General features: G+C 65.3%; 6 protein-coding genes. All 6 read right to left on the bottom strand.

The genetic code is table 11. The features are described from left to right. Positions 1 to 7 precede the first annotated feature (7 nt). The 6 genes from BDK63_RS02185 to BDK63_RS18490 all read right to left on the bottom strand — a co-directional run bounded on the left by BDK63_RS02185 (position 8) and on the right by BDK63_RS18490 (position 24,608). Positions 8 to 790: an efflux RND transporter periplasmic adaptor subunit gene (locus BDK63_RS02185; RefSeq protein WP_183329687.1), complete on the bottom strand. Its 783-nt coding sequence runs from the start codon at positions 788 to 790 to the stop codon at positions 8 to 10. A gap of 132 nt (positions 791 to 922) precedes the next feature. After that, a complete protein-coding gene (locus tag BDK63_RS02190; protein WP_183329688.1) occupies positions 923 to 2,488 on the bottom strand; it encodes a hypothetical protein in 1,566 nt (521 codons plus the stop codon). 286 nt (positions 2,489 to 2,774) lie between these two features. After that, the gene (locus tag BDK63_RS02195) at positions 2,775 to 4,991 is read right to left on the bottom strand and encodes a site-2 protease family protein (RefSeq protein ID WP_183329689.1); all 2,217 of its coding nucleotides are present in this window, start codon (positions 4,989 to 4,991) and stop codon (positions 2,775 to 2,777) included. After that, a complete protein-coding gene (locus tag BDK63_RS02200; protein ID WP_246385726.1) occupies positions 4,928 to 6,805 on the bottom strand; it encodes a GAF domain-containing protein in 1,878 nt (625 codons plus the stop codon). Before BDK63_RS02200 ends, BDK63_RS02195 begins: the two co-directional genes overlap by 64 nt. Positions 6,806 to 6,866: 61 nt before the next feature. Further along, positions 6,867 to 7,211 carry a DUF3467 domain-containing protein gene (locus BDK63_RS02205; protein ID WP_183329691.1) on the bottom strand — a complete coding sequence of 115 codons (345 nt, stop codon included), beginning with the start codon at positions 7,209 to 7,211 and terminating at the stop codon, positions 6,867 to 6,869. A gap of 105 nt (positions 7,212 to 7,316) precedes the next feature. Beyond that, entirely contained in the window at positions 7,317 to 24,608 is a 17,292-nt protein-coding gene (locus BDK63_RS18490; protein WP_183329692.1) for a hypothetical protein, read from the bottom strand. Positions 24,609 to 25,046: the final 438 nt, after the last annotated feature.

Raw genomic sequence — 25,046 nt, forward strand, 5'->3', positions numbered from 1 at the left:
GAGACCGTCACTCAGGCGGCAGCAGCAAGCTGCACCGGATACCGGCCGGCAGCGCCAGGTCGGCATTGTCGAGGGTCAGGCGCACGCCGAAGGTGCCACTGGCGGCATCGAAGACGCGATCGACGATGGCGACTTCCGCCGCATGGGTGCCGGCGAAGGGAGCCGGCGTCTCCACGGTCAACACCATGCCCGGCTCGACCTCGGTGAACCGGTCGATCGGCAGGAAGGCCTCCACATGCAGCGGGTCGAGGGTCACCAGCTGCATCAGCGACGACTGCTCGTTGACATACTCCCCCGGATGCATCTGACGGCTCAGCACCACGCCATCGACGGGGCTCCTGACCTCCCGGTAGTCGAGCAGGATTCGGGAGCGCTCCGCCTCGAGCACGGCCAGCTGGGACTCCAGTTCGGCCATCTCCAGCTCGGCACGCGCCAGCACCTCCTCGGTTCGCGTGCGTTCCAGGTCCTCCACCGCCACCAGCTGGCGCTCCCTGAGCTGGGCCGAGCGGCGGCGCTGAGCACCGAAATACTCCACTCGCTGTCGCCCGGACTCGATGGAGGTCCGGCTGGCGGCACGGGTCTCGGCGATGCGCAGCGTGATGGCCTCCAGGTCAGCCGTGAGACGGGCCAATGGCTGGCCACGCCTGACCACATCGCCACGCTCCACCAGCACTGCCTCGAGCAACCCCTCGCTGGGAGCGCCGATCGCGACGCTGGCGCTGGGCTCGATCAGGCACTCCCGGATACGCAGCCCATCCGCCTGGAGAGGAGGGGCGAATGCCAGGCTCACGAGAAGGCCGATGAGCCCGCTCGCCCCGAGTCCTCCGGCTCCTGACAGCCCCCGGGGGGCGGCGCGTTGACGACAGCTCCACATGGTGCAGGACTCCCTTCGGGGTGGTGGTCTTGAAGTTCCCATGGCGAATCAGTCCCTGGCGAAATGCAGCATCTTCCTGAGTCCCTCGTCGCGCCTCATCAGGCGCCGCTTGGCCGTGATGCGCCGGGTCACCAGGCGACGTGACTGCCAGCGGCGTGGCAACAGCCGGCCCCACCAGCCGGTCAGCAGGCTCTCCCCGGTCAGCGACGATGGCATGACCACCAGGCAACACTCCTCAAGCGCCGGCCAGCGCTCACCGATCAGGAACAGCCACTCCTCGGCGGGGTGATCGGAGGTCAGCACCACCGCCAGGTGTGTCACCCAGGGCTCCGGCATCGCACCGTAGCGCCAGTCACGCATCGCATCGCCCAGGGTCAGCCATCTGCCAGCCCCAGCCCCTGCCCCGGGCGAGCCTTCGTGCCCTGATGCCGGAGGAGCGATCCCCTCCACCGTCAGCAGCAGGCTCCCGGCATCGTCGCTTCGCCGGGACAGCCACTCCCGCACCCAATTGCCGGCTGCCTCACGGCTCGCCAACCGGTGGACCCCGGACCAGCGGCGGGCCGGACGCGGCTTTCGTGCCGGCCGCCACACCGGTCGACGATGCAGCCAGTCCAGCTCCTGCGCCACGGAGGGGAGCCAGCGGCCCACCCCGCCCAGGCGCGGCAGCCCCGACAGCAGGGCATGCACGCGTGCCTGGCTGACCAGGGCCCGATGGCGCCCTTCGAGTCCGGCATGCACGTCCAGCAGGGTCCTGAGGCCCGGGACGATCTCCCGGCTGGAAATCAACGGCTCCAGTCGATCGTCGAGGATCTCGACTCGCTCTGGGCCCGTCCGGTAATGCACCCCTTCCTGCCAGCCAGCACTCACCAGCAGCGCTGCCCGTACCGCCTGTTGGCAGATCTCGATATTGGCCATGAGGCCACCTCGCGACCCCGCCAGGCCCGCCAGCACCTGCCGGCCCTGTTCGGTCAGGGTGGGCAGGTCGAAGGCGGACTCGAGCTCGAAGTGGTGCGACGCCTGCAGCAGGGCGGACAAGGCCAGGGCCTGAACGGCCAGGGAATGCTCACTGGCGCAGGCGTTGGACGCATGCAGGGCCACGCTGTCCAGGGCGCGCTCGGCGAACAGCTCTCCGGCCTCCTGAAGCAGCACCAGGGTATGGGAGCCAGGGAACAGCTCGGTTGGCGATGCCCCGCCACGGCCCAGCCGAGCGATGTGGCCTCGCAATGCGGACGCCGTGTGGCCGGACTCGCGGGCGACATGCAGCAGGTCCATGGCCAGCACCCCGAGCGGCACGCAGACCAGTTGACGGGTATAGAGCCGCAAGCGGTCTTCCCGACGCCCCTCCTCCGGTATCACGGTGACCTCCCGCTGCGGCTCGGCCTCGGCCGCCAGGAACTGCTGCAAGGCATCGGCCCCGGGGCCATCGGGCGTGACCAGCACCACCTGCCAGCCCGCCCTGGCGGCACTGAGGGCGGCCAGGGCCAGGGCCGGATGCCGGCTGACCGACCGGTCGTCCAGCAGCATGTCGCCACAGAGCAGGCGCCAGGCCTGCATCAGCAGGTCCGGCTGATCCTCGAGGCCGAGGGGCTCGGCCAGGCCCGATGTGCGCAGCACTTCGGCCAGGGCCAGGGCCGCCTCCGCGGAAAGGCGGCGCTCGCGCAGGGCCCTGTTGAGAGATCGCTGCGCCTCGACGCAGACGAGCGCATCCCGGCGCGATGCGCGCGCGGCCTGCTGCCAGGCCGCCGCGAGGCGAGCCCTGCCCCCACGCGAGGCCCATGGCGCCTGCCTTGCCAGACCATTCCAGGCTACCAGCCAGCGCTCCGGCGGTTCACCGGGTTGCAGGGCGGACGCAGGCCCTCTCCTGAGGCGCCAGGACGAACCGGGTGTAACGGCCAGCGAATCAGACATTCAGGCGTTCCAGGAATACCTGCCGCAGCGCCCGATAGAGCTGCTGCCCCAGCGGCACGTTGCCATGGTCGAAGCGCAACTGCAGCCGGCCCCCCACGCTGTCGGCACCGATCAGCCCCGGGGCCTCGGCCTCGAACAGGAAGTAGGGCTCCATGGCACTGGGGCGTTGCCCGTTGGACGGATCCAGGGACACCTTGCCGCCGCCTTCGCTGGTCAGCGCCAGGCTGGGCAGGTCGGTGGACGCCAGCGGCGATAGCCGCGGATCGGTGAGCATCAGCACACGGCCCGGCTCCGCGGCCGGTCGCGCCAGCACCTCCCGGGTCCGCGTCATCACCAGGTCGATGCGCTCCTGGGGGATCAGGCTGCGGACCACCGGGCGCTGCGGATCGACGATCAGTGCCACCGGCTCGCCACGCCTCAGGTAACGGCCTGTCAGGTGCTGGGCGGCGGGCAGCGCCAGGATGCCATCCACGGGGCTGGTCACCACCAGGTCGGCGCGTCGCCGTTCGGCGTCCTCGAGCCGCGCCTCCATCAACGCCAGCTCCTCACCGGTGATGCGCTCCTGGACCCGGTCGCTGACGGCTGCCAGGGCACGTCGAACCTGCAGTTCGCGCACCTGGGCCTGCATGACACGTATCTCGGCATCCAGCAGCGGGGCATCGAGCACGATCAGCGGATCGCCACGCCGCACCGGCTTGCCCGGCTCGGCGATCACCTCGGCCACGAAGCCGCTTGCCGTGGCGTGAACCTCCGCCCGGTCGGGCACCCAGACGATCCCTTCTCCCATGGTGGCATAGGGCGCCGGCACCAGGGTCACCGGCAGCACCACGCCGGCGACGAACAGCCCGGTGGCCAGCCAGGCGCGCCCACGCCGACGCTCCAGGCGCGGGCTGTTGAACAGGAAGTGCAGCCCCTTCAGCAATGGCCACACCAGCATCTGCAGGACCGACCAGGCGGCCAGCAGGATACCGAGGGTGAAGAACATCGAGGCCACGAACATCACGATGATGGCCATCAGGAACATCCGGTAGCAGAACGAGGCGATGGCGTAGAAGAGCAGCCAGCCCCGCTCTCCCCGGGCGGTGACCGGCGAGCGGACCTCACCCATGCCGAAGAGGTAGCACTGCACCAGGTAGAAGAAGTAGCGATTGGCGCGAGTGAACAGGTTGGGGATCTCGAGCAGGTCGGCGAAGACGTAGTAGCCGTCGAAGCGCAGCAGGGGATTGCCGTTGAACAGCAGGGTCGATACGCCCCCGACGACCATGACGTTGAAGGCGATGGCCCGCACCAGGCCGCTTTCGGCTTCCAGCCAGACGAACATGGCAATCGCCGCCAGCGTCAGCTCGACGAGGATACCGGCGGCGCCGACCAGCGCCCGCTGCCACTTGGAGGGGTAGGCGGTGGCGGCAGAGGCATCCACATAGGGCACCGGCATGAACACCAGCAGCATGATGCCCAGCTCATGCACCTCGCCCCCCCAGCGCTTCACCATCAGCCCGTGGCCCAGCTCATGGACCGACTTGACCAGGATGAAGACCCCGATCAGCAGCGGCAGGTTGTTGATCGACATCAGCTGGCTGGAGAGATCCGCCGCCAGGCCCTCCCAGTGCATTACCGCCATCACCGAGGCGGCCAGGACCAGCGCCATCCAGAGCAGCAGCCCGAAAAGGCCGAGCAGCGGACGGGCCAGGGGGTAGAGCCAGTCCAGCAGCCTGTCCGGATCCAGCAGCGGGAGGCGGATCGCCAGGGGGCTTCGCACCCGCTGCAGCCACTGGCGTCGGCGATGCCGGTCACGGCGCTCGAAAAGGGCATCCAGGTGCAGGGCACCCTCGTGGCTCAGGGCATCGGCACCGTGAAGGGTGCCCAGCAGCTGGATGGTCTCGTCCTGGGTCGGCGCATCGCCGCCCAGGGTGGCCACTACGTCCTGCCACACCTCGTCGAGGGTTCGCTGGCCATCGAGCTGGGCAATCAGCCGGTAGGCCGCCGGTCCGAAGCGATGGAAACGGCCGGAGACGGAGTCCTGCAGCACGTACCAGGGCTGGCCTCGGTAGAGGTGGCGGTGCATCTGGACGTGTCCGCGCAGCTGCGGGCGGGAGTGGGCAACGGCTCCCCACCAGGGACTGTAGAGGCCGGCATCGATGGCCATCAGGGCCACCAGCGCCAGAGCTGCAGGCGGAACCAGTCGACGATCCTGTAGCTCCAGATCCATGCCAGGCGCCGCTCATCCACGCTCACCTTGGCCACTCCCTCCATGCCGGGGCGCAGCCTCTGCAGGGCCTCGGGGTCCTCCAGCACTCCCTCGACCCGGAAGCGATTCTGCCCATCGCCGGGCTCGGAAACCGAGGTGATCCGCTCGACCTGGAAGGCCAGCGCCTGCTCCGGCAGGGCGGCCAGGACCAGCTGCCCTCGCTGCTGCTCGGCCAGATGGCCGATGTCGCGCTCGTCGACGCGGACCACGACCCGGTAGGCATCCAGGGGCGCCAGCTCAAGCATCGGCTCTCCCCCGGACATGGCCGCTCCGATGGAGCGCGACAGGTCGCCGCTCAGGACATAGGCATCGAAGGGAGCGACCAGCCGGCTGCGACGCACCTGTTCCCGCGCCAGGTCGGCCTGGGCACGCGCCTGCTCCGCCTGGGCGGCGGCCACCGCCACGGCGGAGCGATCGCCCTCCGCCAGGGCCCGCTCATATTCGAGCTGGCGCTGGCGCTCCATGCTCAGCCAGTGCAGCAGCTCCAGCTGACGATCGGTGGCGTCCAGCTCGGCCAACACCTGGCCGGCGGAGACGATATCGCCGGGCCGAACCGATGCCTCGGCGAGGTAGCCATCGAAGGGAGCCGCCAGGGTGCGCTGCACACTGCCCTCGATCAGGGCATCGCTGGTGATGCGAAACTGGCCGGTGGCAAGCGACAGGTAGGCCACCAGGGCGGCCAGCAGGACAGCCACCAGCTTCTTGCCCAGGTACCGGGGGCCGAACAGCGCACCCGCGCCATCGACCAGGCTGTCCCAGCCACGCCCGACCAGCCAGCGGTCGCTGCGACGTCGCGCATCCAGCACCGGTGCCGCGGAAGCCGCCACGGCCTCGAGGGTATCCAGCAGGTGATCATCCATGCGGTCGCGCTCGGCAAGCTCCACCAGGATCACGCCGATACGCTGATCTCCCCAGGCCAGGGGGACCGAGACCACCGCCGCGCTGCCGGATTGCTCCAGCAGCCGAGCATGGGCCAGCGTCGAGAACACCTGGCCGGGCGGGGCCGGATGCATCAGGGTGGCATCCTGATCCAGCGCCTCGTGCATGGCCGCGGCCAGCAGGCGCATGGCCTGCATGCGATTGTCGGCGACTGCCGTATGGGATAGCGCGGCGACCCTCAGCCGGCCACCGCGGTTGAGTCCCACGGCAACCCGAACGGCGTTCAGGCGGGCGGCCAGCTCACTGGCCAGGCTGTCACAGGCATCGCGCAGGTGACGGGCATCCAGCACCGGTGCCAGCAGGTCGAAGGCGGCCTCGACTCGCTCGCGCTGCTGGGCTTCCTGCTCGGCGCGGCGACGCCAGAGCAGGGTTTCCAACCAGGCCACGCCCCACTGCAGACGTCGCATCAGCTCCGGCAACCCCTCCTTGTCGGCACCGGCCACCTCAAGGGCGACCACGGCGTCGAGCCGGGACTCCAGGAAGACGGGCAGGGCAAGGGCAAAGCGCGACTCACCACCGGCGTCGGTATCGATGCGCCTTGCCGCCCCGGCGGCAGAGGCCACCGCGGCATCTACCGCCGCGGAGAGACTTTCGGCAGGGGGACTGGCATCCGGCCAGGCGGCCACTGGGACCAGCAGGGCGTCCTCCACCTCGTGGAACAGCACGACCATGGAGCGACACCCGGGGATCATGCGACTCTGGAGGCTCAGCCAGGCCTGCAGGTACGCCGGCTCATCCTGGGCATCGGCCAGGCGCTTCCACAGCGCCTGGTCGAGAAAGGCAATGCGGTCATGCCCCGGAACATCCGGGTGACGACGTGCGGCTGAGCCTTCCATCACGATGACTTCTCCTGGCGGCATCGCTCCCTGATGACGCCGTTAGCGTCGATTGGCCGACCTACTGGCCACCGGGTCGACCCTCCCGGGGATCCGCGATGTCCAGCTTGCCATAGCGCTTCTCGTACTCGCCGACCACCGCACTCAGCAGGGTGAGTAGTCGCTTGGCAGCGAAGGGACTGACGATGATGCGGTCGTGCAGCTTGACCTTGAACTCCGACTCCCTGGCGTTCCACGTCTGGTTGGTCCCGAAGAACAGCGTCACCTCCTCGCGCGTGCTGGTGACGTTCACCACGTTGGCGTAGGACATGTTCATCGCCGAGTCGTCCCACACCACCTTCGGCGTGGATGACTTGGGATCGGCACCGTTCGGCGCACCCTGCGCCTCGTTCGGAGTATCAGTCATGGTGTTCTCCATTCTGTTTCACCTCGTGTGGCGACCGACATCCCATGGTCAGCCGCTGTTTGGCGCCTCTACCGACGGTCACAGAGCGTTACCGTCGGCTCACGTTCAGCGTAGTCGAGAACCGAATTTTCCGATCAGCGACAGCGGCTTCGACAGTGCCAGCGAATTCAACGTATCGAACTCGAATCCGTCCATGTCGCCGTCTTCACCCACGGGATCCTCTTCCATGGCTCGCTCCGCCGCTGCCTGCCTGGCGCGGTCGGAAAGGCTCCTCGCCGGCGCCTCCACCGGCGGCGTGTCGGTCATGCCGCTGTCGCCACGCAGCGCACCACTCCTCAGATCGAACAGCAGCAGCTCATGCCCCAGCGCCAGCCCCTTGCCACTGCCCTGGTCGCGGGGCGGCTCGGCAGGCGCGTTCTCTGGCGCCTCGACCTCCCCGCCATCCCCCGTCTCGGACATCATCGGCAGCAGCCGCAGTCCCGGCTCCAGCGACTCGGCCATCAAGGCACCATCGCCATGGGTCAGCCCCGCCAGGTGGCCGAGCTCATGCATCAGCACGGTCAGTAGGTCGATGTGGCCCTGGGCATCGCTGCCCTGTGCCGCATGCAGGCTGCCGTCGGAGCCGAGGGTGAATTCCTCGTCGGCATCCGGCGTGGCATCGATAAACCAGCCATGGCCCGCCGCCTGGGCGTCGATCAGGATTCGCCCCTGGACCACCTGAGCCAGGCGCAGCCCACCCAGGTCGACCACCTCGAGGTCGATCGCCGGCATCTCGTCCGGCAGGTGGTCGCCATGCACGGCTTTCAGGCGATGCCATGCCTCGGCCATCATCGCCTCGAGCTCCGCCTCGGTCGGCCCCGACCCGGCCTCCACGGCGCCCAGGGCGGGGCGAGCCGCCGTCAGGGCCTCATCCGCATCCAGATAGGCGACATCGTTGGTGCGGGCCATGAAGTGCTCGAACGCGGCACTGGTGCCCGACTCGACCATCAGCCCCCAGTCGCCGGCGTTGAGCTGGCTGTAGTAGACATGGCCCAGAAGCTGCCACGCGGCACTGGTGCCCGACTCGACCATCAGCCCCCAGTCGCCGGCGTTGAGCTGGCTGTAGTAGACATGGCCCAGAAGCTGCCAGGCAGCGTCGGCACCCTCACCACTGCTGGCCGGCTTCAATGCCGCGGTGACCTGGCCCCCGGTCAGCGTCAGCTTGAGGTCGTAGGCTTCGCCCTCGGCCAGGGTCACGTCCAGGGTGGTGCTGATCTGTGTGCCCTTGGCGGTCACGTAGCCCAGCAGCAGCTGGCCGGCCTCGACATCGAGCAGGGCGAACTTGTAGTCGTCGACGCCGTGGTAGTCGTAGACGAAGCCCGAGCGCCCCTCGGCCATCAGCCGTGCCTCGAGTTCCAGATCGGCGTAGGGGGCGACGCCCAGCGGTAGATCACCGAACAGCATGGCCGGCGCGCCGGTCGCCGAACCGGTCAGCACGCCATCCTGCAGCAGCCAGTCACCGACACTCTCCTGCAGGCCGTGGGCGTTCCCCTCGAATCCCCATATCGCCTCGTAGGTGGTCAGGGGCGGCAGGCTCTGCACCTGGTAGTTGGCAAAGTGGCTGACCGCGTTGTCGGAGCCCAGGGCCAGGTAGCCATCGCTGAGCAGGTCCGCACCGAAGGCGTGGCGAATCTCGTGCCGGCCATCGACGACCAGGGTCGCCAGGTTGCCGTTGAGGATCAGCCCGAGGTCATAGGTCTGACCACCGCGCATCTGCAGGTTGGTCTCGGAAAGGACGCGCCACTCGTCACCGATCCGCTGGCCGATCACCAGCTTGTTGGTGCTGATGTCGATCCCGGCGAACTTGAAGTCGTCGCTGTCCTGGTAGTCGAAGAGGATATAGGCGTTGGACTTGACGCCGGCCTTGGGCCGCTCCGCACTGACATCCACCAGGATCTCTAGGTAGTTGGGCAGCTGGTCCTGCATGTGCAGGATGCTTATCGCTCCCCCTTCGGTACCGGCAGAGGTGGAATAGAGCCCTCCGCCCATGGTCCAGCCACCGGACTCCACGGCGAAGGCGCTGCTCCCAAGGGCATCGACGCCATCCCCGAGGAACAGCTCGCGACGCATGATCTCGCGCTTGCCCTGGAAGTTGCCGGGCTGCGGGTCGTCCGGGGCGCCGGTCTGTTCTTGCCAGTCGGCGTCCTTCTGCAGCACCAGCCCCAGTTCGCCATAGGGCTCGTAGTTGCGGGCATCGTCCAGGTCGGCGATGCGCCGATCGTTCCCCTGGTCATCGGCATGGCGATCATGATCCGGTGCCCACTGGTCCGCCCCGTCGCTCGCGGAGAGCTCATAGAGGAACTCCGGGAGTTGCGGCTGCAGCGAGCGGCTGATGTGGAAGGCCCCGAAGGGGCTGAAGGGCACCACATAGCTGTTGTACTCGCCCACCCAGTCGATGGCCCGGTCGGCCCCGGTGTTGAGGATCAGGCGGTCGCGCCCGGCGCCGCCGAAGGCGATGTCGGCGTAGGACTGGTACGCATCCGGCAGGTTGTTGGCCAGGGGGTTGTCGGTGTGGAAGTTGGAGCCATGATCATCGTCCATGTTGATCAGGTCATCGCCGCGGCCGCCATACATGTGGTCACGGCCACTGCCGCCGACCAGCCAGTCGTTGCCCAGGTCGCCGAAGAGGCGGTCGTCGCCATCGGTTGTCAGCCCCTCGCCGAAGCGACTGTCGATGGGGCCTTCGGTGGGATCGAAGTTGAGCAGGAAGTCGAACATCACCACCTGCTCATCGTCATCGTTAAGCCCGATCAGGTACTCGGTCTCACCACCGACCACTCGAGTGACAAGCAGGTCGAGATAGTCGGCGGCATCACCTGGGAGGGAACCATCAGCCTCCAGGATCCCCAGTGCAGCTTCGGCATCGACCCACTCGGCGTTCTTCACCCAGTCGCCGTCGCTGCCCAGCATGATGCGCCGCCAGGGGTCGTGCTCGTCGTAGAGCGAGAACTCTCCGGTGCCGGGACGACGCCCCTCGTACTGCAGGATATCGCCGGGATTGATCGGCGCCCGATCGGCATACCACGGCTGGTAAGCCGTGTTCTCTTCGCTCCAGAGCTCCTGCTGGGCAATCAACAACCAGTTGAGGCTGCCGTCGTAGTAGCCCGGCAGCGCCTCGGCGCCGGAGATGGCATCGTCGCCGGCACCACCGTGCAGCCAGTCGTTGCCCAGGCCGCCGAAGATGATGTCGTTGCCACCCTGGGTGAAGGCGAAGAGGCGCACGGCCAGCTTGAGCTCGTGGCTCTGGTTGATCACCGCCTGCTGAATATTGCCCGGCGTGCTGATGACCTTGTCGAGCTCGGTCAGGGCCTCGATGCCGAACAGCGGCTCGGCCTGGCCGTTGCGGCTGGGCAGGATCAGCCCGTCGTCGCCGATCACGCCATCATCGCCGGTGCCGCCGCTGATCCAGTCGCTGCCGGTGCCGCCGGTGATCCAGTCATCCTCGCTGCCACCGAAGATGGCATCGTGGCCGGCCATGCCGTGGATCAGGTCATCCCCGGATTCGCCATGGATCAGGTCGTCACCGCTGTTGCCCTCGCGGGTCTCGCCCACGCCGGCCTGGTAGTCGAGCAGCTCGAAGGCCCGCGGCTGGATCAGGATCCAGCTCGGGTTGCCATTGTCATCGAGCGCGTACCAGGCACTCTCGATGGCCTCCGCACCCGTGCCGGGAGCGAACTGGCGGGCCTGGAAGAACTCGCCGGCGCTCAGGTGGCGGGTGGTATCGAAGTTGTAGCTCAGCGGCAGGCCATCGGCGCCGACCAGGCGATAGATATTGGCGTTATCACCCAGGATCACATCGGCATCGCGGCCATGGCGATCCTGCCAGTCGATGAGGTCGTCATCGGTGCCCACGAACTCGTTGCGGCCCAGGCGTTCGCCGGCGCCACCATAGATCTCGTCGCCGCCATCGGGGCGCAAGTTGGCAGCCTGGATTGGGTCGTCATCATCCAGACCGAACAGCGAGGAGCTGCCGCCGATGATGTCGTCCTGGCCCAGGCCGCCGTAGAGCAGGTCGCTGCCGCCATTGCCCTCGATATAGTCGTCGCCGTCGCCGGCACGCTCGATGACGTTGAAGCGAAGCGAGAGAATCGGCGTGACCCCCTCGTTCACGTCGACATCAAAGGAATGGGGGCCGGCTTCGCCGCTATCGCGCAGCGGGTCGATATCGACCTTCTCCAGCCCGGTTTCACCGGCGACGAGATCATCCAGTCTGGTATCGGTAGTCGGCTGCCAGCCGGTAAGGGTGAGGCCCCACTGGCCCAGCAAGGTGGCAAGCTCGAAGTCGCCCAGGATCTCGATGCTGCCATCGCCCTGGATCACGTCGTCTCCCAGGCCGCCGAACAGCATGTCGCCGTCGGCCCCGCCAGCCATCAGGTCGTCGCCGTAGGGGCGGTTCTCACCACCGGCATCCTGGATAGCATGGGATTGATCCAGCAGCGTGATGGTGCGCCCGAAGGACCAGTTGGGGTCCGTGCCCTGGCCATTTTCAGTATCCAGGTTGAGCACCGGGTAGCCGCTGGCGGTGGAGGCCTCGGTACCGACGGCCGGCATGGCGTAGATCGCGTCACCCGTCAGCTGGAAATGCCGCTGGCTGGTGGTCTCCTGAGTGCGCCAGATGGTGCCATTGTCACCCAGCATCACGTCGCTGCCGCTGCCACCGTCCATGATGTCGTTGAAGGAGTCGATGCGAACCCTGGCATCGGCCCCCAACGTCTCCCAAAGCAAATCGATTGCCGCGGTGTCACCATCGAGGGCATCGATGCCACCCTCGACGTTATGGCCGCCGATCATGTCATCGTCGCCGGACCCGCCGAAGATCACGTCGTTGCCCTGCTGGCCGAGCATGATGTCGTCGCCGTCGCCGCCGAACATCAGGTCGCCGGCGCCGCCATCCTCAGCACCGGTATCGATGGCGAAGAAGTTCCGCGAATGCCCGAGGACGGTGCCATCTTCATCGCGATAAGTGGTCAGCTGAGGGTAGAGGCGGCCATGGTCACCGAACATCAGGTCGTTGCCATCGCCTCCAAACATGATGTCGCTGTCGGTGCCGCCGAACATCACGTCATCGCCTTCCCCACCGTCGATCAGGTCGCGGCCACCCAGGGTCGGATTGGTGGTGGTGATCAGGTCCAGGGTCAGGAAGCCAGTCGCCGCGAAGGGGTTGGCGTGAAGGCCCTCGAGATAGGCCTCGATGGAGGCGATGGCCGCATCGCCTGCATCCTCGTTACCTGTATAACCCCAGACCAGTCGGCCCTGATCACCCAGGAGGAGGTCGTCGCCCGCCTCGCCGAACAGCAGATCGCCCTCGACACCACCCAGCACGATATCGTCACCGGTGCCGCCCAGAATCAGGTCCTGGCCCCCTTCGTCCTCGTGATCATCGGTGCTTTCCAGGCGGGTGAGCACTCCACCCAGAATCTCGACTTCGCCATTCACTGAATCTCCAGAGACGAAGTCCAGCTCACCGTTATCCCCCAGCAGAATATCGTCACCATCCTGGCCATGAATCTCGTCGCCGGCCAGGCCACCGAGGACGATATCGTCACCGTCGCCGGCATAGATAAGGTCGGCGCCGCCGACGAAGTCGCTGGCATCAGCAGGCTTGTCGAGCAGTGAGCCGTCGAAGGCCGTGCCCCCCAGCCAGCTCTGGACGAATTCGAGGTACACATGCGCAGGGTTGCCGGTATTGAACCGGAGCTCACCGTTATCACCGAGAATAAGGTTATTGCCAACGGCCTGGTCATCCGGCGGAGCGCCATCCAGATTGCCATAGAGGACATCGCCCTCGGCGCCACCCAGAATGATATCGCTGCCTTCGCCGCCGAAGATGGTGTCTTCGCCACCGCTGGCATTCTCTGTATCGGTCGTGACGATCCGAGAGACGGCACCCCCCAGGTAGGGCAGTACGCCAGGCCCGGCAGTCAATGCCTCGGCAGACACCAGCTCCACCCGGCCGTTGTCGCCCAGCAGCACGTCATCACCGGCCTGGCCATGGATCTCATCACCCGCCAGGCCGCCGATGACGATATCGTCGCCGTCGCCGGCGTAGATCTCATCCGCACCGCCAACGAAGACATCCGGGTCGGCCACACCATCGCCGCCCAGCAGGCTGCGCACCAGGGAGAGATGGATCCAGTCGGGATTGCCGGTATCGAAGACCAGCTCGCCGTTGTCGCCGAGGATCAGGTTGTCGCCGACGACCTGGTCACCCGTCAGCAGGACATCCAGGTTGCCGTAGAGGACGTCGCCCTCGGCACCGCCGAGGAGGATATCGTTGCCTTCACCGCCCCTGAGGGTATCCACCCCGCCGCTGGCATTCTCGGTATCGGTGGTGACGATGCGCTCGACCACCCCGGCCAGGAAGAATCGGGCGCCGGGGGCATCGGTATTCACCTCCCAGGAGGAGATCAGCTCGACCAGGCCGTTGTCGCCCAGCAGGATATCGTCGCCTTCATTGCCATCGATGGTGTCACCCGCGATGCCGCCGAGGATGATATCGTCGCCCTTGAAGCCGAGGATGGTATCGACGCCCCCGACGAAGCCGACGGTATCATCATCCTCGGTCACGACACTCTCGACGCGATCGAGATAGACGAAGGACTCGCCATCGACCGACTGGGTGCCGAAGGTAACGACACCGTTATCACCCAGGATGATATCGTCGCCATCGGCACCGTGGATGTCGTCGCCCTGGGCGCCGCCGATCAGCACGTTGCTGCCCAGGTCGCCGAAGAGGGTATCGACGCCACCGGTCGCATTCCTGGTGTCGGTGGTTTCCACTCGGGTGAGATAACCACCGAAGGTCACCAGGGCGGCGCCTTGGTCGTGCAGACCCACGGCCGGGGCGAAGGTCAGCAGGGCGTTGTCGCCGACCAGGATGTCATCCCCCGTTGCGTTATCGAAGACCGGCGCACCGGTCTCCTGGTCAAAGCCGGTGATCACCTTGACGACAGCGGGCATATAGCCGTCACCGGAGGCGTTCAGGCTGCCGCCGTTGACCCCGTGGAGCGTGTCGTCACCGGAACCACCGATCAGCACATCGTTGCCGCCATTCCCGTAGAGCGTATCGTTGCCGCCCGAACCGTCATCGGCGAACAGGCTCCTGATGGAGGTGACGCGGCGGTCAGCGAAATCGATACGCCCCCAGTCGCCGATGAGGATGTCGTTACCCTGGGGCGCACTCTCCGGCAGGTTGTCGGGATCGACCTCCCAGTCGCCATAGAGATGGTCATCGCCACCGCCCCCGATGATGATGTCGTCACCGGCGCCACCAACGATGGTGTCATCGCCGTTGATGTCATTGGGCAGGGCAAGGATCAGGTCGATCGTGGCACGGTTGTGGTCGAAGCTATCGTCTTCACTGTCATCGAAGAGGGCATTGATGTCGTCAGGAAGCTCATCGTCACCGATCAGGCGATGCACGCCCTCCCCGCCGAAGTTCCGATAGGCCACCAGGCCACTGTCGCCGAACAGCATGTCGGGGCCGTCACCGCCATCGATGACGTCATCGCCGGCGCCGCCGAAGACCAGGTCCGGGCCACCGCCGCCCAGGATGGTATCCACCCCGGCGCCGCCGAAGATGATGTTGCCGCCCTCGCCGCCGCCCAGCAGGGTATTAGTGCCGCTGACCGGATCGGTCTCCGCGTCATCGACCAGGGAGTGGATGCGGATGGCGAGGCCTGCGGTCGTGTATTCGACACGGCCCCCATCGCCGAAGATGGTGTCGCCGCCCCTGCCCCCGTTGATGGTGCTGTCGCCGAAGCCACCAAACAGCAGATCGTCCTCGGTCCCGCCGTCCAGGGTGTTGTTGCCATGCTCGTAGTCGCCATCGAAGGCCCACTGGATGGCCTTCAGGGTATCGCCATCGAAGTCGAAGTCCTGATCGTCCGCCAGGGTATCGTCGATGCCGAAGGCCGAGCCATCGCCGAAGAGGATATCGAAGCCCTTGCCGCCGAAGATCGTATCGTTGCCCTTGCCGCCCTTGAGGATGTCGTCACCGGGGCCGCCATAGATGATGTCATCGCCATCGCCACCGAAGATACGATCGTTGCCGCCAGCGCCCAGGTCGACATACTGCACGGAGTGCAGTGTCCATGGCGAACTCCTGGTGACCGTGACCTGGCCGCCATCACCGAAGAGGATATCGGCATGATCGCCGCCGATGATGATGTCATCGCCCCCGCCGCCGAAGACCAGGTTGTTGCCATTTCCCGTCGTGATGCGGTTGTTGCCGTCGTCACGGGATGCGGAGGCGTTTATGCGTAGCCCGTCTTCCGTGCCTCCCTCGACCTCGACATCCACCTGACGCAGTGTCCCCGTGCCGCCGAAGATCAGGTCATCGCCACTTCCTCCATGGATGATATCGTCACCCCGGCCTCCGAAGATGATGTTGTTGCCTCCCCCGCTGTTCTGGGTGGCATCGATGACATCGTTGCCCAGGCCACCGTAGACCAGATCGTTGCCGCCGCCGAGGTAGATCTTGTCGTTGCCTTCTCCCCCATGGATCTCGGCATCGATATCCCAGACGCGGCTGAGGTCGATCGTGTCAGCCCCCTCACCACCGCGCACCAGGATCCTGCTGATCCCGCTGTAGGTCTGGGCCGCATTTACCGGAACCCCGAACTGGTCCGACCAGACCTTGACCGAGTCCGCCCCCGTCTGCTCGACGATGATATGCTCGCCGATATCACGGGTATCGCCTTCCAGGCGAAGGTGGGACGAGTCCCCGATATTGAGGATCAGCGTATCGCCGGACTCGGTGGCCAGGATGGGTTCACGGTCGAAGGGAATCTCGAATTCGAAGAGCACGATCGGCGGGGTGATATCGACGGTAAACTTGCTGGTCAATATCTTGATGTAGGCGCGCAGCTGGGCGGCGATGTCGCCCGAGATATCGAAGATGGCGATGGGTGCCAGCAGCGGGCTACCGGTACGCGCCTCGAATTCGATGACGCTGAGAAGTTCGCTGAGCCGCACGCGCCCGTCACGATCCGGGTCGTAGAGGTCGAAGTTGACCGTGAGAATGATCCCGCCTTCCACCCCGGCACTGCCGATCCCCAGGTTCACCTCGGCACCGGCGAAGACCTCGCCGGTCAGGATCAGCTCGGGCACATCGGCGCCGCTGCCATCCGGGTTCTCGCGGTCGCTGATGTAGAAGCCCCCGAGCAGGTCGAGGGGGTTCTCGAAGTTGCCATCGGCGAAGGTCTGGAAACCGTAGGTGTCATAGCCGAAGGCCAGGTCGATCTGCATGCCCAGCCCCACGGTGATCACGGCGAAGATGGGGCCATAGACCGGGAAGCTCTGCTGGTACTCGAAGTCGAGGACGAAGGGCGGCATGTCATAGGTGACCAGCACCGCCGGCCGGCCCACCAGCAGCCCGAAGATCTGTGCCGGGTCGTTCAGGATCGGGAAGTCGAAACCACCGCCCTCGCCGAAGCCGCTGGTCAGCGACCGGGTCGTGCTGGCCGCTTGCGAATCACTGCCCAGGCTATCCAGGCCATCCAGGATGGTATTGATATCCAGATCATCAGGGAGGATGCCATCGGCGGCCCCTGCCAGGTCAAAGCTGCCATTGGCAAGGTTATCCGCACTTATCGTTCCACCACTCGTGAAGACCGTGAAGCTGCCGATGGGAATATAGGCATCCTCTCCATCGAGGCCTCCGATATCGTTGGCCAGCTTGATGATGTCGGCGATGGCATAGATGAAGCCCGGGTTGAACTCGCCGAAGGTGGCGGCCAGATCGACCAGGGTGATCGGCTTGCCGGCGAGATCGGATATCACCGGAATCGGCGTGGTCAGCACGTCGATGATCGGCTCCAGCGGGCCGGTGATCTGCTGGATCTGGCCGACGATGGGCCCCAGCAGGTCGGTGAGGAAGGAGCCGACGTTGAGCCGCACATCGTTGAAGGCGATCTCGTTGAGGGAGTCGGCAAAGTTGAAGTTCAGCCCCGAGGCGAAACTGGCATCGATCAACGGGGTGTCGCTGCCGGCTGCGGTATTGCCCCAGTCGAAGACGAAGTCTGTCTGGATGCTGGGCAGCAGCGGCGCGATGGTACCCGACGGCAGGATATCGTCGTTGAACTGGACGGTTCCCTGGACATCGAGTCGAGCGCCCGCCTCCAGGGTCACCTGGGCATCGAGCTGGCCCAGTTCGAAGAAGGCGAGTCGGTTACCGCCGGAGGTGTTGACCAGGTCGACCTGGAAGTCGGCAAAGGCGCCGGTGCCGTAAAGCTCACCGTCGATAAAGGCGCTGCCCACCATATTGCCATCTTGATCAAACGCCCTGACGACACTGTCGCCATCCTTTTCATAACCGAATGTCACTACCTCAAGTTCCAGGAAACCCAGCCGGCCGGTTAACGTATCACCGCCATTGAATGCCAGTTGGGCCCTGGCCTGGAACTCGGCGATCTCATCGCCCGCCGAGACGCCCGCCGTTACCCCCTCCCCGTCGATCGTGTAGTCGACACGGCCCACATCGAAGTAGGCCCCCTGCTGGGTGCTCAGGCCGAAGCCCAGGCCCAGGCTCCACTCGAGGATGATCTCGGGGTCCACGTCCAGGTCCAGGCCCAGGGCGGGGAAGCCCAGGTCGAAGTCGAAGGCGACATCGGGACTCCAGGAGCCGCCCAGCACGAAGTTCCACTGGACACCATCGGCTGTCATCTCGGCATTGATGTAGTGACCGATATTGGCGCCGTAGGCATCACTCAGGACGCCGCCGAGATCACCGATATCGATCCAGCCGGTAGCGGTGGGGTCGAACAGCTGCTCGAGGCTCAGTCCAGAGAAGGCATCGGGCGCCGACTCATCCAGCTTGACGAGTACCGTGGTCGACCAGAGCGAGCGGAACAGCAGGTCCTGGACGATCTCCAGGCCGCGTTGAGGCGCCTCCGCCACCTGCTCGCGGAAGGGATCGACGAAGTCCTGGCGGAAGTCCTCGATCACCGTGGCGCCGTCGGCGAGGCTGTCGCCGAGGAAGGGGATATCCACGCCCAGCACCTGACCCTGGAGAAGCGACTGCAGGTTGGCCAGGAAGAGGTCGAAGCCGTCGATCATCAGCGGCAGGCTGGAGAAGATATCGAAGCTCTCGAAGTCCAGGGCGTCGAAGAAGCCGTCGCTGAAGGCCAGTACGTCGGCTCCCCCGCCGACAGTGCCCGCCAGCGTCAGCTCGCCGCTTCCATCCAGCGACAACCCCGCCCCCAGCAGGATATCGCCCAGATAGCTGGAGCTGGTGGGGAAGTAGACCGGCAGCGTGGTTGCTGCGGTGCCAGCAAGCTGCGGATTGAAATCAGCCTCGAAAGCATCGAGGAATCCTGTGTTGGCGCCATCGGCACCGAAGAGTTCCAGAGGATTGAAATCTCCACCCTCGAACAGGGCAAAGCTGAAATCGATCAGCGCCGTACCATCGCGTACCGAGGCCCCCAATGGCCCCAGGGCGGCATTGAAAGTGAGGTTGTCGCCGGTGGCGCGCAGGTTGCCCGAGAGGTTGGTGCGCCCATCGCCGTAGAGCAGGTTGACGGTCGGGGCAGGATTGCCGTCGCCATCGAGTATCGGGTCGCCGTCTTCATCGATGAGCGTTGTCAGGTCGATGCCGAAGCTGAGCCTGGCATCGATGGCGCCGCTGACCGCCAGGCCCGCAGCGCCGTAAAGACCAAAGGCGTCAAGTTCAAAGCCTTCGATATCACTAAAGAATTCCGTGCCTACCAGCCCAATCAGATCCAGCTCAATATTGATCGGCTCGTTGAAGCTTCTCGAGAAGTCGATATCGAAGATCAGGTTCTGGTTGCCCTCCACCAGATCCAGGGCCAGGCCGATGGCGCCATCGGGAAGCCCCAGCGCCTCGGTAAGACGGCCTTCCAGCTCCTGGATGGTAGCGACCGGATTGGCCAGGACCTCCTCGATGCCGGCAGCGAAGTCGTCCGCGATGCCCACCATGTCGAGGATGCTGACCCCCAGGATGGGGATCTCCTCGCTGAGGAAGCCGATATCGGAGAAGCCGTCGACGATGCCACGCAGGCTTTCCAGCGCCGCGCCGAAGGTGGAGAAATCCAGCGCAGCGAAGCTGCCCAGGTCGCCCAGAACGGCCTGCAAGGCCTCCTCGAAGCTGTTGAAGGAAGTAAATGAGGAGGTCGGGTCACCAGGAATCTCATACTTTCCGATCTCGATTGTCGGCAGGGCAAACTCCCCGGCGACAATGTCCCCGAAGTCCACCAGGCGAACCACGATCTCGCCATCGGCAAGACCGAGTCCCGCCACGGCCGTTCCTGCTTCACCCAGCACAGCGACATCGAAGGCGATATCACCGGCAGTGACATCAATGTCAGGCGCATCAAGGAAATCACCGAGTGCCGTGATGTCGCGTTCCCGCACGGCATCGAGAAGCTGGCGGAGGCTGTAACCGCTGGCATCCTCACCCGGCTCCGCCAGGCCCAGCGAGAAGCTGGCGGTCAATTTCGGCGTGCCGGCTTCCAGCCCTACGCCGATAAAGCCCAGGCGCGCCTCGGCGGAAAAATCGGGTAGGGTCAAGGTCAGTTCTGCTTCAAGCAGGTCGCGACCGTCATGCTCGATGGACATGCGATCACTCAGCCCGAGGCTGCCGATGCGATCGCCCAGGATGGTGTCGTCGCCGACATCAGCCTGGCGCTCCGCGCTGCCGGCAGAGAAGATGCCCAGCTGGCGGGCCGTGCGAGAGCCGTTGAGGGTCTCGACCTCGAAGTCGTGGTCGCCGGAGGTATTGTCCTTGAGCACCAGGCTGGCGTTATCAGCGGATATCGTTACGTATACGCTTCCATCGTCCCCATAGACACCTTCTGAATCTGAAGTCGCACCCGACGCTTTATTGATGGCATTGATGGCACCATCGATATCCGTCACGCCCGTCAGGTCGACGGTAAAGATCTCGCCGGAGCGGGTCCGGATCAGCAGGTCGTCGGTGTTGGCCTCCAGGTTGCCGAAGCCAGCCTCGATCTCGACCAACCCCAGCCAGTCGCGTGCCTGGTCACCGGCATCGGTTTCAGCAGTCGTAATGCCGAAGCTGGTAATGCCCGAGGCCTCGCTGGCCGTGAAGGTCAGCCGGCCACTATCGATACCCACCACGATGGGGCGGGCTCCCAAATCTTCATCAGCGAAGGCCTCATCTACCTTGTCCTGCAGCACGCGCTGCAGGTCATAGAGGGTCCGCGCCTTGAGAATCTCGTCGGGTGTCAGGGTGATATCGGCAGTCTGCACGCCGCTGCCAGGATCGTAGGCGATGGTGAACGTGGCCGTCTCGCTCGGGCCGAAATACTGGGTCACGGCCTGGGCGGCACTCAGCCGCAGGGAGTCATCGATGCTGTCGCCATCGGCGAAACCCAGCGCTTCGGCGCCGGTGATGGTGATCTCGGTGACCGCGTCATCCAGCGCCTTGATGCCCAGACGCTTGGCACCCAGGGCGACAAACTCGATCTCGCCATCAAAGTCACCGGGGGCATCGTCAAGCTTCTGATTGAGCAGCTCTACCAGCTCGGCGATGGAGCGTAGCTCGGCGGTTTCGGACTCGGTGATGCCGATCTGGACGGTATCGTCGGCGTTGTAGCCGATGACGATGGTGCTGGCATCAGTGCTGATCCGACCGTACTGGCTGGCGATCTCACCGCCGCCCTGGAGCAGCAGGCCGGTCTCGGCCGTTGTGCCACCCGCCGCCCCGAAGAGGTTGGCGAACTGGGCATCGAAGCTGACCTCGAGATAGTGCCCCCCTTCCGAGATGCTGCCCAGGATCAGCTCGTTGCCGCTGCGGGTGAAGACCAGGCGACCGTCTTCACCTTCCGCCACGAGCAGGGCGTTGAGGTCACTGACCAGGTCGCTTAGGGTGCGATTGCCCGTGGTCACCTCTGCCGGCAGCTCCAGCTCGATCGGGTTGGCGTCATCCCCGTTGAGGACGATGGTGACGGCGCCATCACCGTCCAGTTCGTAGTCCGCCTGGGTGGCCAGGGCCACCGCCACATTGGAGGCACGACTGGAGGCAAGGCCGATCTCGCTGAAGGCGGTGTTGGTCTGCTGGACATTGACATCGAAGGAGGACACGCCGTCAGCGGCCACCAGCACGATACGGCCGTTCTGGACCTCTGCCGAGATCACGCCGGGCAGCTGCTCATTGATATCGTCGGCCAGATCCTGGGCGGTGGTATTGGTGCTGGTGGCGAGCCTGGTCACGGTGATGGTTTCCCAGGCACCGCCATCGACGCGGAGCTGGAAGGAGGCGTCCGCCGAGAGCCTGCCCTGAACGGTCTGCACCTCGCCGCCGCCGGTGACCGCCAGGTCGTCCATGGGGGTGACGCCCAGTTCCGCCAGATCCGGGTTGGTGTCGAGGTTACCCCCCTCCCCGAGCAGGATACCCAGGGTGACGTTCATGCTCTCGGAGACGGCCAGCTCGATGGTGGAGGCGCTGAAGGTCAGCTCCAGCGGGCCGAGCAGGCTGGTATTGCCGCCCTCCTCCTCGGAGAGGCGCTGCAGGAAGTCCACCGGGGACTCGGCGCTGCTGACACGGCTTTCGAGCCGCGAAAGCGTCAGCGGTAGCAGCAGCTTGGCATTGTTCGGGTCATGGGCGCCCGAGGCCGCGGGGTCGTACCAGATGACCGCCGTCCCGTCTTCCGAGAACTGCAGGGTGCCGTCCGTGAACTCGGTGGTATCCAGCAGGCCCAGTGCAGCCAGCCGTGCCCTGAGCTCCTGCACATTGGTAAAGGGCACCAGGGTCTCGATGCTGCCATCGCTATTCTCGACCTGAGCGATCAGGCGGCTGATCTGGTTCAGGGTATTGCCCGCCTCCTCGCCGATCTGGTCGAAGAGCAGGGCTTCCTGGATCAGGTCGTTGAAACCCAGGACCTCGCCGAGCACCAGGTCGGCGAAGGGGATATCGAGGTTGCCCAGGTAGGCGGAATCCGCCACGCGATCGGCCCAGGCACGCAGCTGGCCGAGCATGCCCAGTACGCTGTTGGCGCTGACCTGGTTGAAGTCGACCACTTCCTGGGTCAGGCCGGTTTCGAGCACGCCGCGATGATCGGCATCCATCTCGGCGCTGTAGTCCATGCGCCAGTTGCCGGAGCGGTCCTGCACCAGGGACGCTTCGGTCAATGACAGGATGTCCTCGCCACCGAACTCGATCCTGATCTCGTCCCAGTCACCGGTTGTCCGCTCGAGGCCGGGGATCACTGTCAGGGTCAGATCGAAATCAAAGGATGCATCGTTGGCCGGGGGAAGGGTGAAGAGTTCGTTGGCACTCTTGGTGGTCAGCTCATCGAGGCGCACCACGCCATCGGCGTCGATGGAGAAGTTCTCGACGAGCCGCAGGGGCTCGGGGTCAACGCCGGTCACCGAGATCCTCAGCTGACCGGTATAGACCTCGATCGTCTCGTTCTCGTCTTCAGGGTCCGGCATCTCGTCCATGACCTTGGAGACGGTGACGCCCTCCAGCTGGCCGTTGAGCGCATCGATCAGGTCATCGAGGCTGTCGCCCTCCTCAGCGTTGATAGTGGCGCGCTGGGGAAGTGCCGCTCCCACCGCCAGCAGGAAGGCGGCGGTCAGGTCATCGGTCAACAGGCCATCTTCCGCCGCGATGTCAATCAGCAGGTCATCCCCGTCGAGACGCAGGTTGATGCCCTCCGCGCCGGTGTTGTCAGCCACCAGCGACAGGGAGAGCCGATCCTCCTCGTCGAGCACCACCTCGACCAGCTCCGCCAGCCCGGCCTCCAACAGCGCGCTCTCCACGGCGGCCTTCACATCGCCACTCTCGGCGGGCGCCACGATGACCGCCAGCGGTTCGGTGCCGGCATCACCGCTCAGGAAAAAGGCCAGCTCGAACTCCACGGGGTGGTCGAAATCGCTGACCGCGTCGACCGCGGTCAATACGCCATCGGTGCTTACCAGCGGCAGGTCGGCGGCGAAGCCCAGGGTGGCCGGCAGGCTGTCCGGAGTGACCTCCACCTCCTGGACGATATCCAGGGTGAAGGTGCTGCCACCCGTGGCCTGAAGCCCAAGGAAGCCGGCATTGACGAACAGTCCGGCCAGATCCTCATTCGACGACAGCGTCATCTGGATGGGAGCGTCGTCGACAAAAGTGCCGGCCCGCAGGCCGAAACTCTCCTGAAAGGGGGCCAGGTCGGGGCTGGTATCAACTTCCGGCAGGTAGAAGGAGAAGGCCAGGGGGATATCCAGGTCAGCAGAGAGGTCGATCTCGGGCTGGACCGGGGTATCCGATGGCGTCAGGCTGCCGCCACTGGTGAATCGCTCTGTCAGAGCCTCCATGCCCAGCTGGTCGGCGACGATGCCGAAGTCGAGCTGGAAGGTATGCTGGAAGCCGAACACCAGGCTGCCGGAGAAGCCGAGCTCGTAGAAGGTGTTTTCGTCTGCGTCGCTGAGCAGATCGAAGGTGAAGCCGCCAGTCAGGCTCAGCAGGTCTCCGTATACGGCGCTGGACGTGAACTGGTTAGGCTCAAGAGATATTAAATCAAATACCTTGTTGGGCGCGGCGATGGCACCCACGCGCTCATCGAGGGCATCGGCGACAGCGTCGATATCGCCTTCTGCCTGGTTGCTGGCGGCATAGTCATCCAGCACCGAGAGCAGGGCGCCGACGAAGAGCACGTCGTAGGCCTCGCGCCAGCTGGCGAAGCCGTCACCATCCAGGTCCAGGGTGGCAATGACCGTGCTTTCCCCGGGCCCGATCCACTGACCTCCAAACCCACCGAGATCGCCTGATGCCTGGCCATAGAGATAGTCGGCGCGCTTGGCCAGGTCGACGAGGTAGTCTTCCAGTTCCTCGGGGGTGTAGTCGGCTGAATCGAATGCTGTCTTGGTGAAATCCAGCCCCGGCGCTGCGACTTCTTGAGTGTCGGGATCTACCGAAGATTGACCCAGCAGGTCGGCGATCTTCGGCGGGCGTGTCTCACTGTCGACCACCTCGCCATCCTCGACGGTATAGGTGGTGGCCAGCATCCCCGGCAGGCCGGCGAACTCCTCGTCCAGGGTGGAGATGATATCGTCGAGCTTGTTGCCGAAGGCGAGGAAACCCTCGGCGGCATCGAAGGCCATGTCGCCGAAGGCCCCGGAACCCACCAGCGAGGAGAGTTCGCCATTGAGCAGGAAGCGGGGCTCCAGGGGTTCCAGGCCATGGTGAGCCGATCGAGCCGATTGCCCCATCCCCGCCTGACGGCGTTGCCAGCGCGCCTTGCCACCGCGCCTGAACCCCCGGTAGGGGTGTCGGGGGCGCCACCAGTCGGCAACGGGCAGGGGATGATCTGCCTGCGTGCCTGAACCGCCGTTGGTGCCTGGGTTGTTGGTGCCTTGCTCGTTGACCCGCCGCCCCGCCACTGCCCTGGTCATGACGCTCTCCCGTCCCGGTTCAGTCTGGCGACCCTCCTGGCTTCCCGGTTGGCCGGAAGCCCCCTGCGCCATTGCTGAGCCAGAGACACTACTTTGGCCGGAAAGGCCGGCCAGTGATCATGCTCCCCAATCCACGACGCTTCCTCGAACTGTCCACCGACACCCCATCGCCCCGGGATGCCGGTTGCATCATGATCGACACGGGCGCCCATGCTTCCCTGCCGAGGAACCTGGCACACCACACATCAGCATTTGCTTGAACAGGTAATTCGAAGAAACGCCACCGGTATTATCTGATAACAAGAGCCCACGCACGCCTGGTACGAGGTCATTATCCGTCGATAGCCATTTAGGATTAGGCTACAAAACTGGCAGGGTCAAACAAGTTGCCTTTCAAATATTGACAATTCTCAACATGGCAACAATGGATTACATACA

Origin of the sequence: Halomonas campaniensis (assembly GCF_014193375.1) — a bacterium.
In the GTDB taxonomy this organism is placed as follows: domain Bacteria; phylum Pseudomonadota; class Gammaproteobacteria; order Pseudomonadales; family Halomonadaceae; genus Halomonas; species Halomonas campaniensis.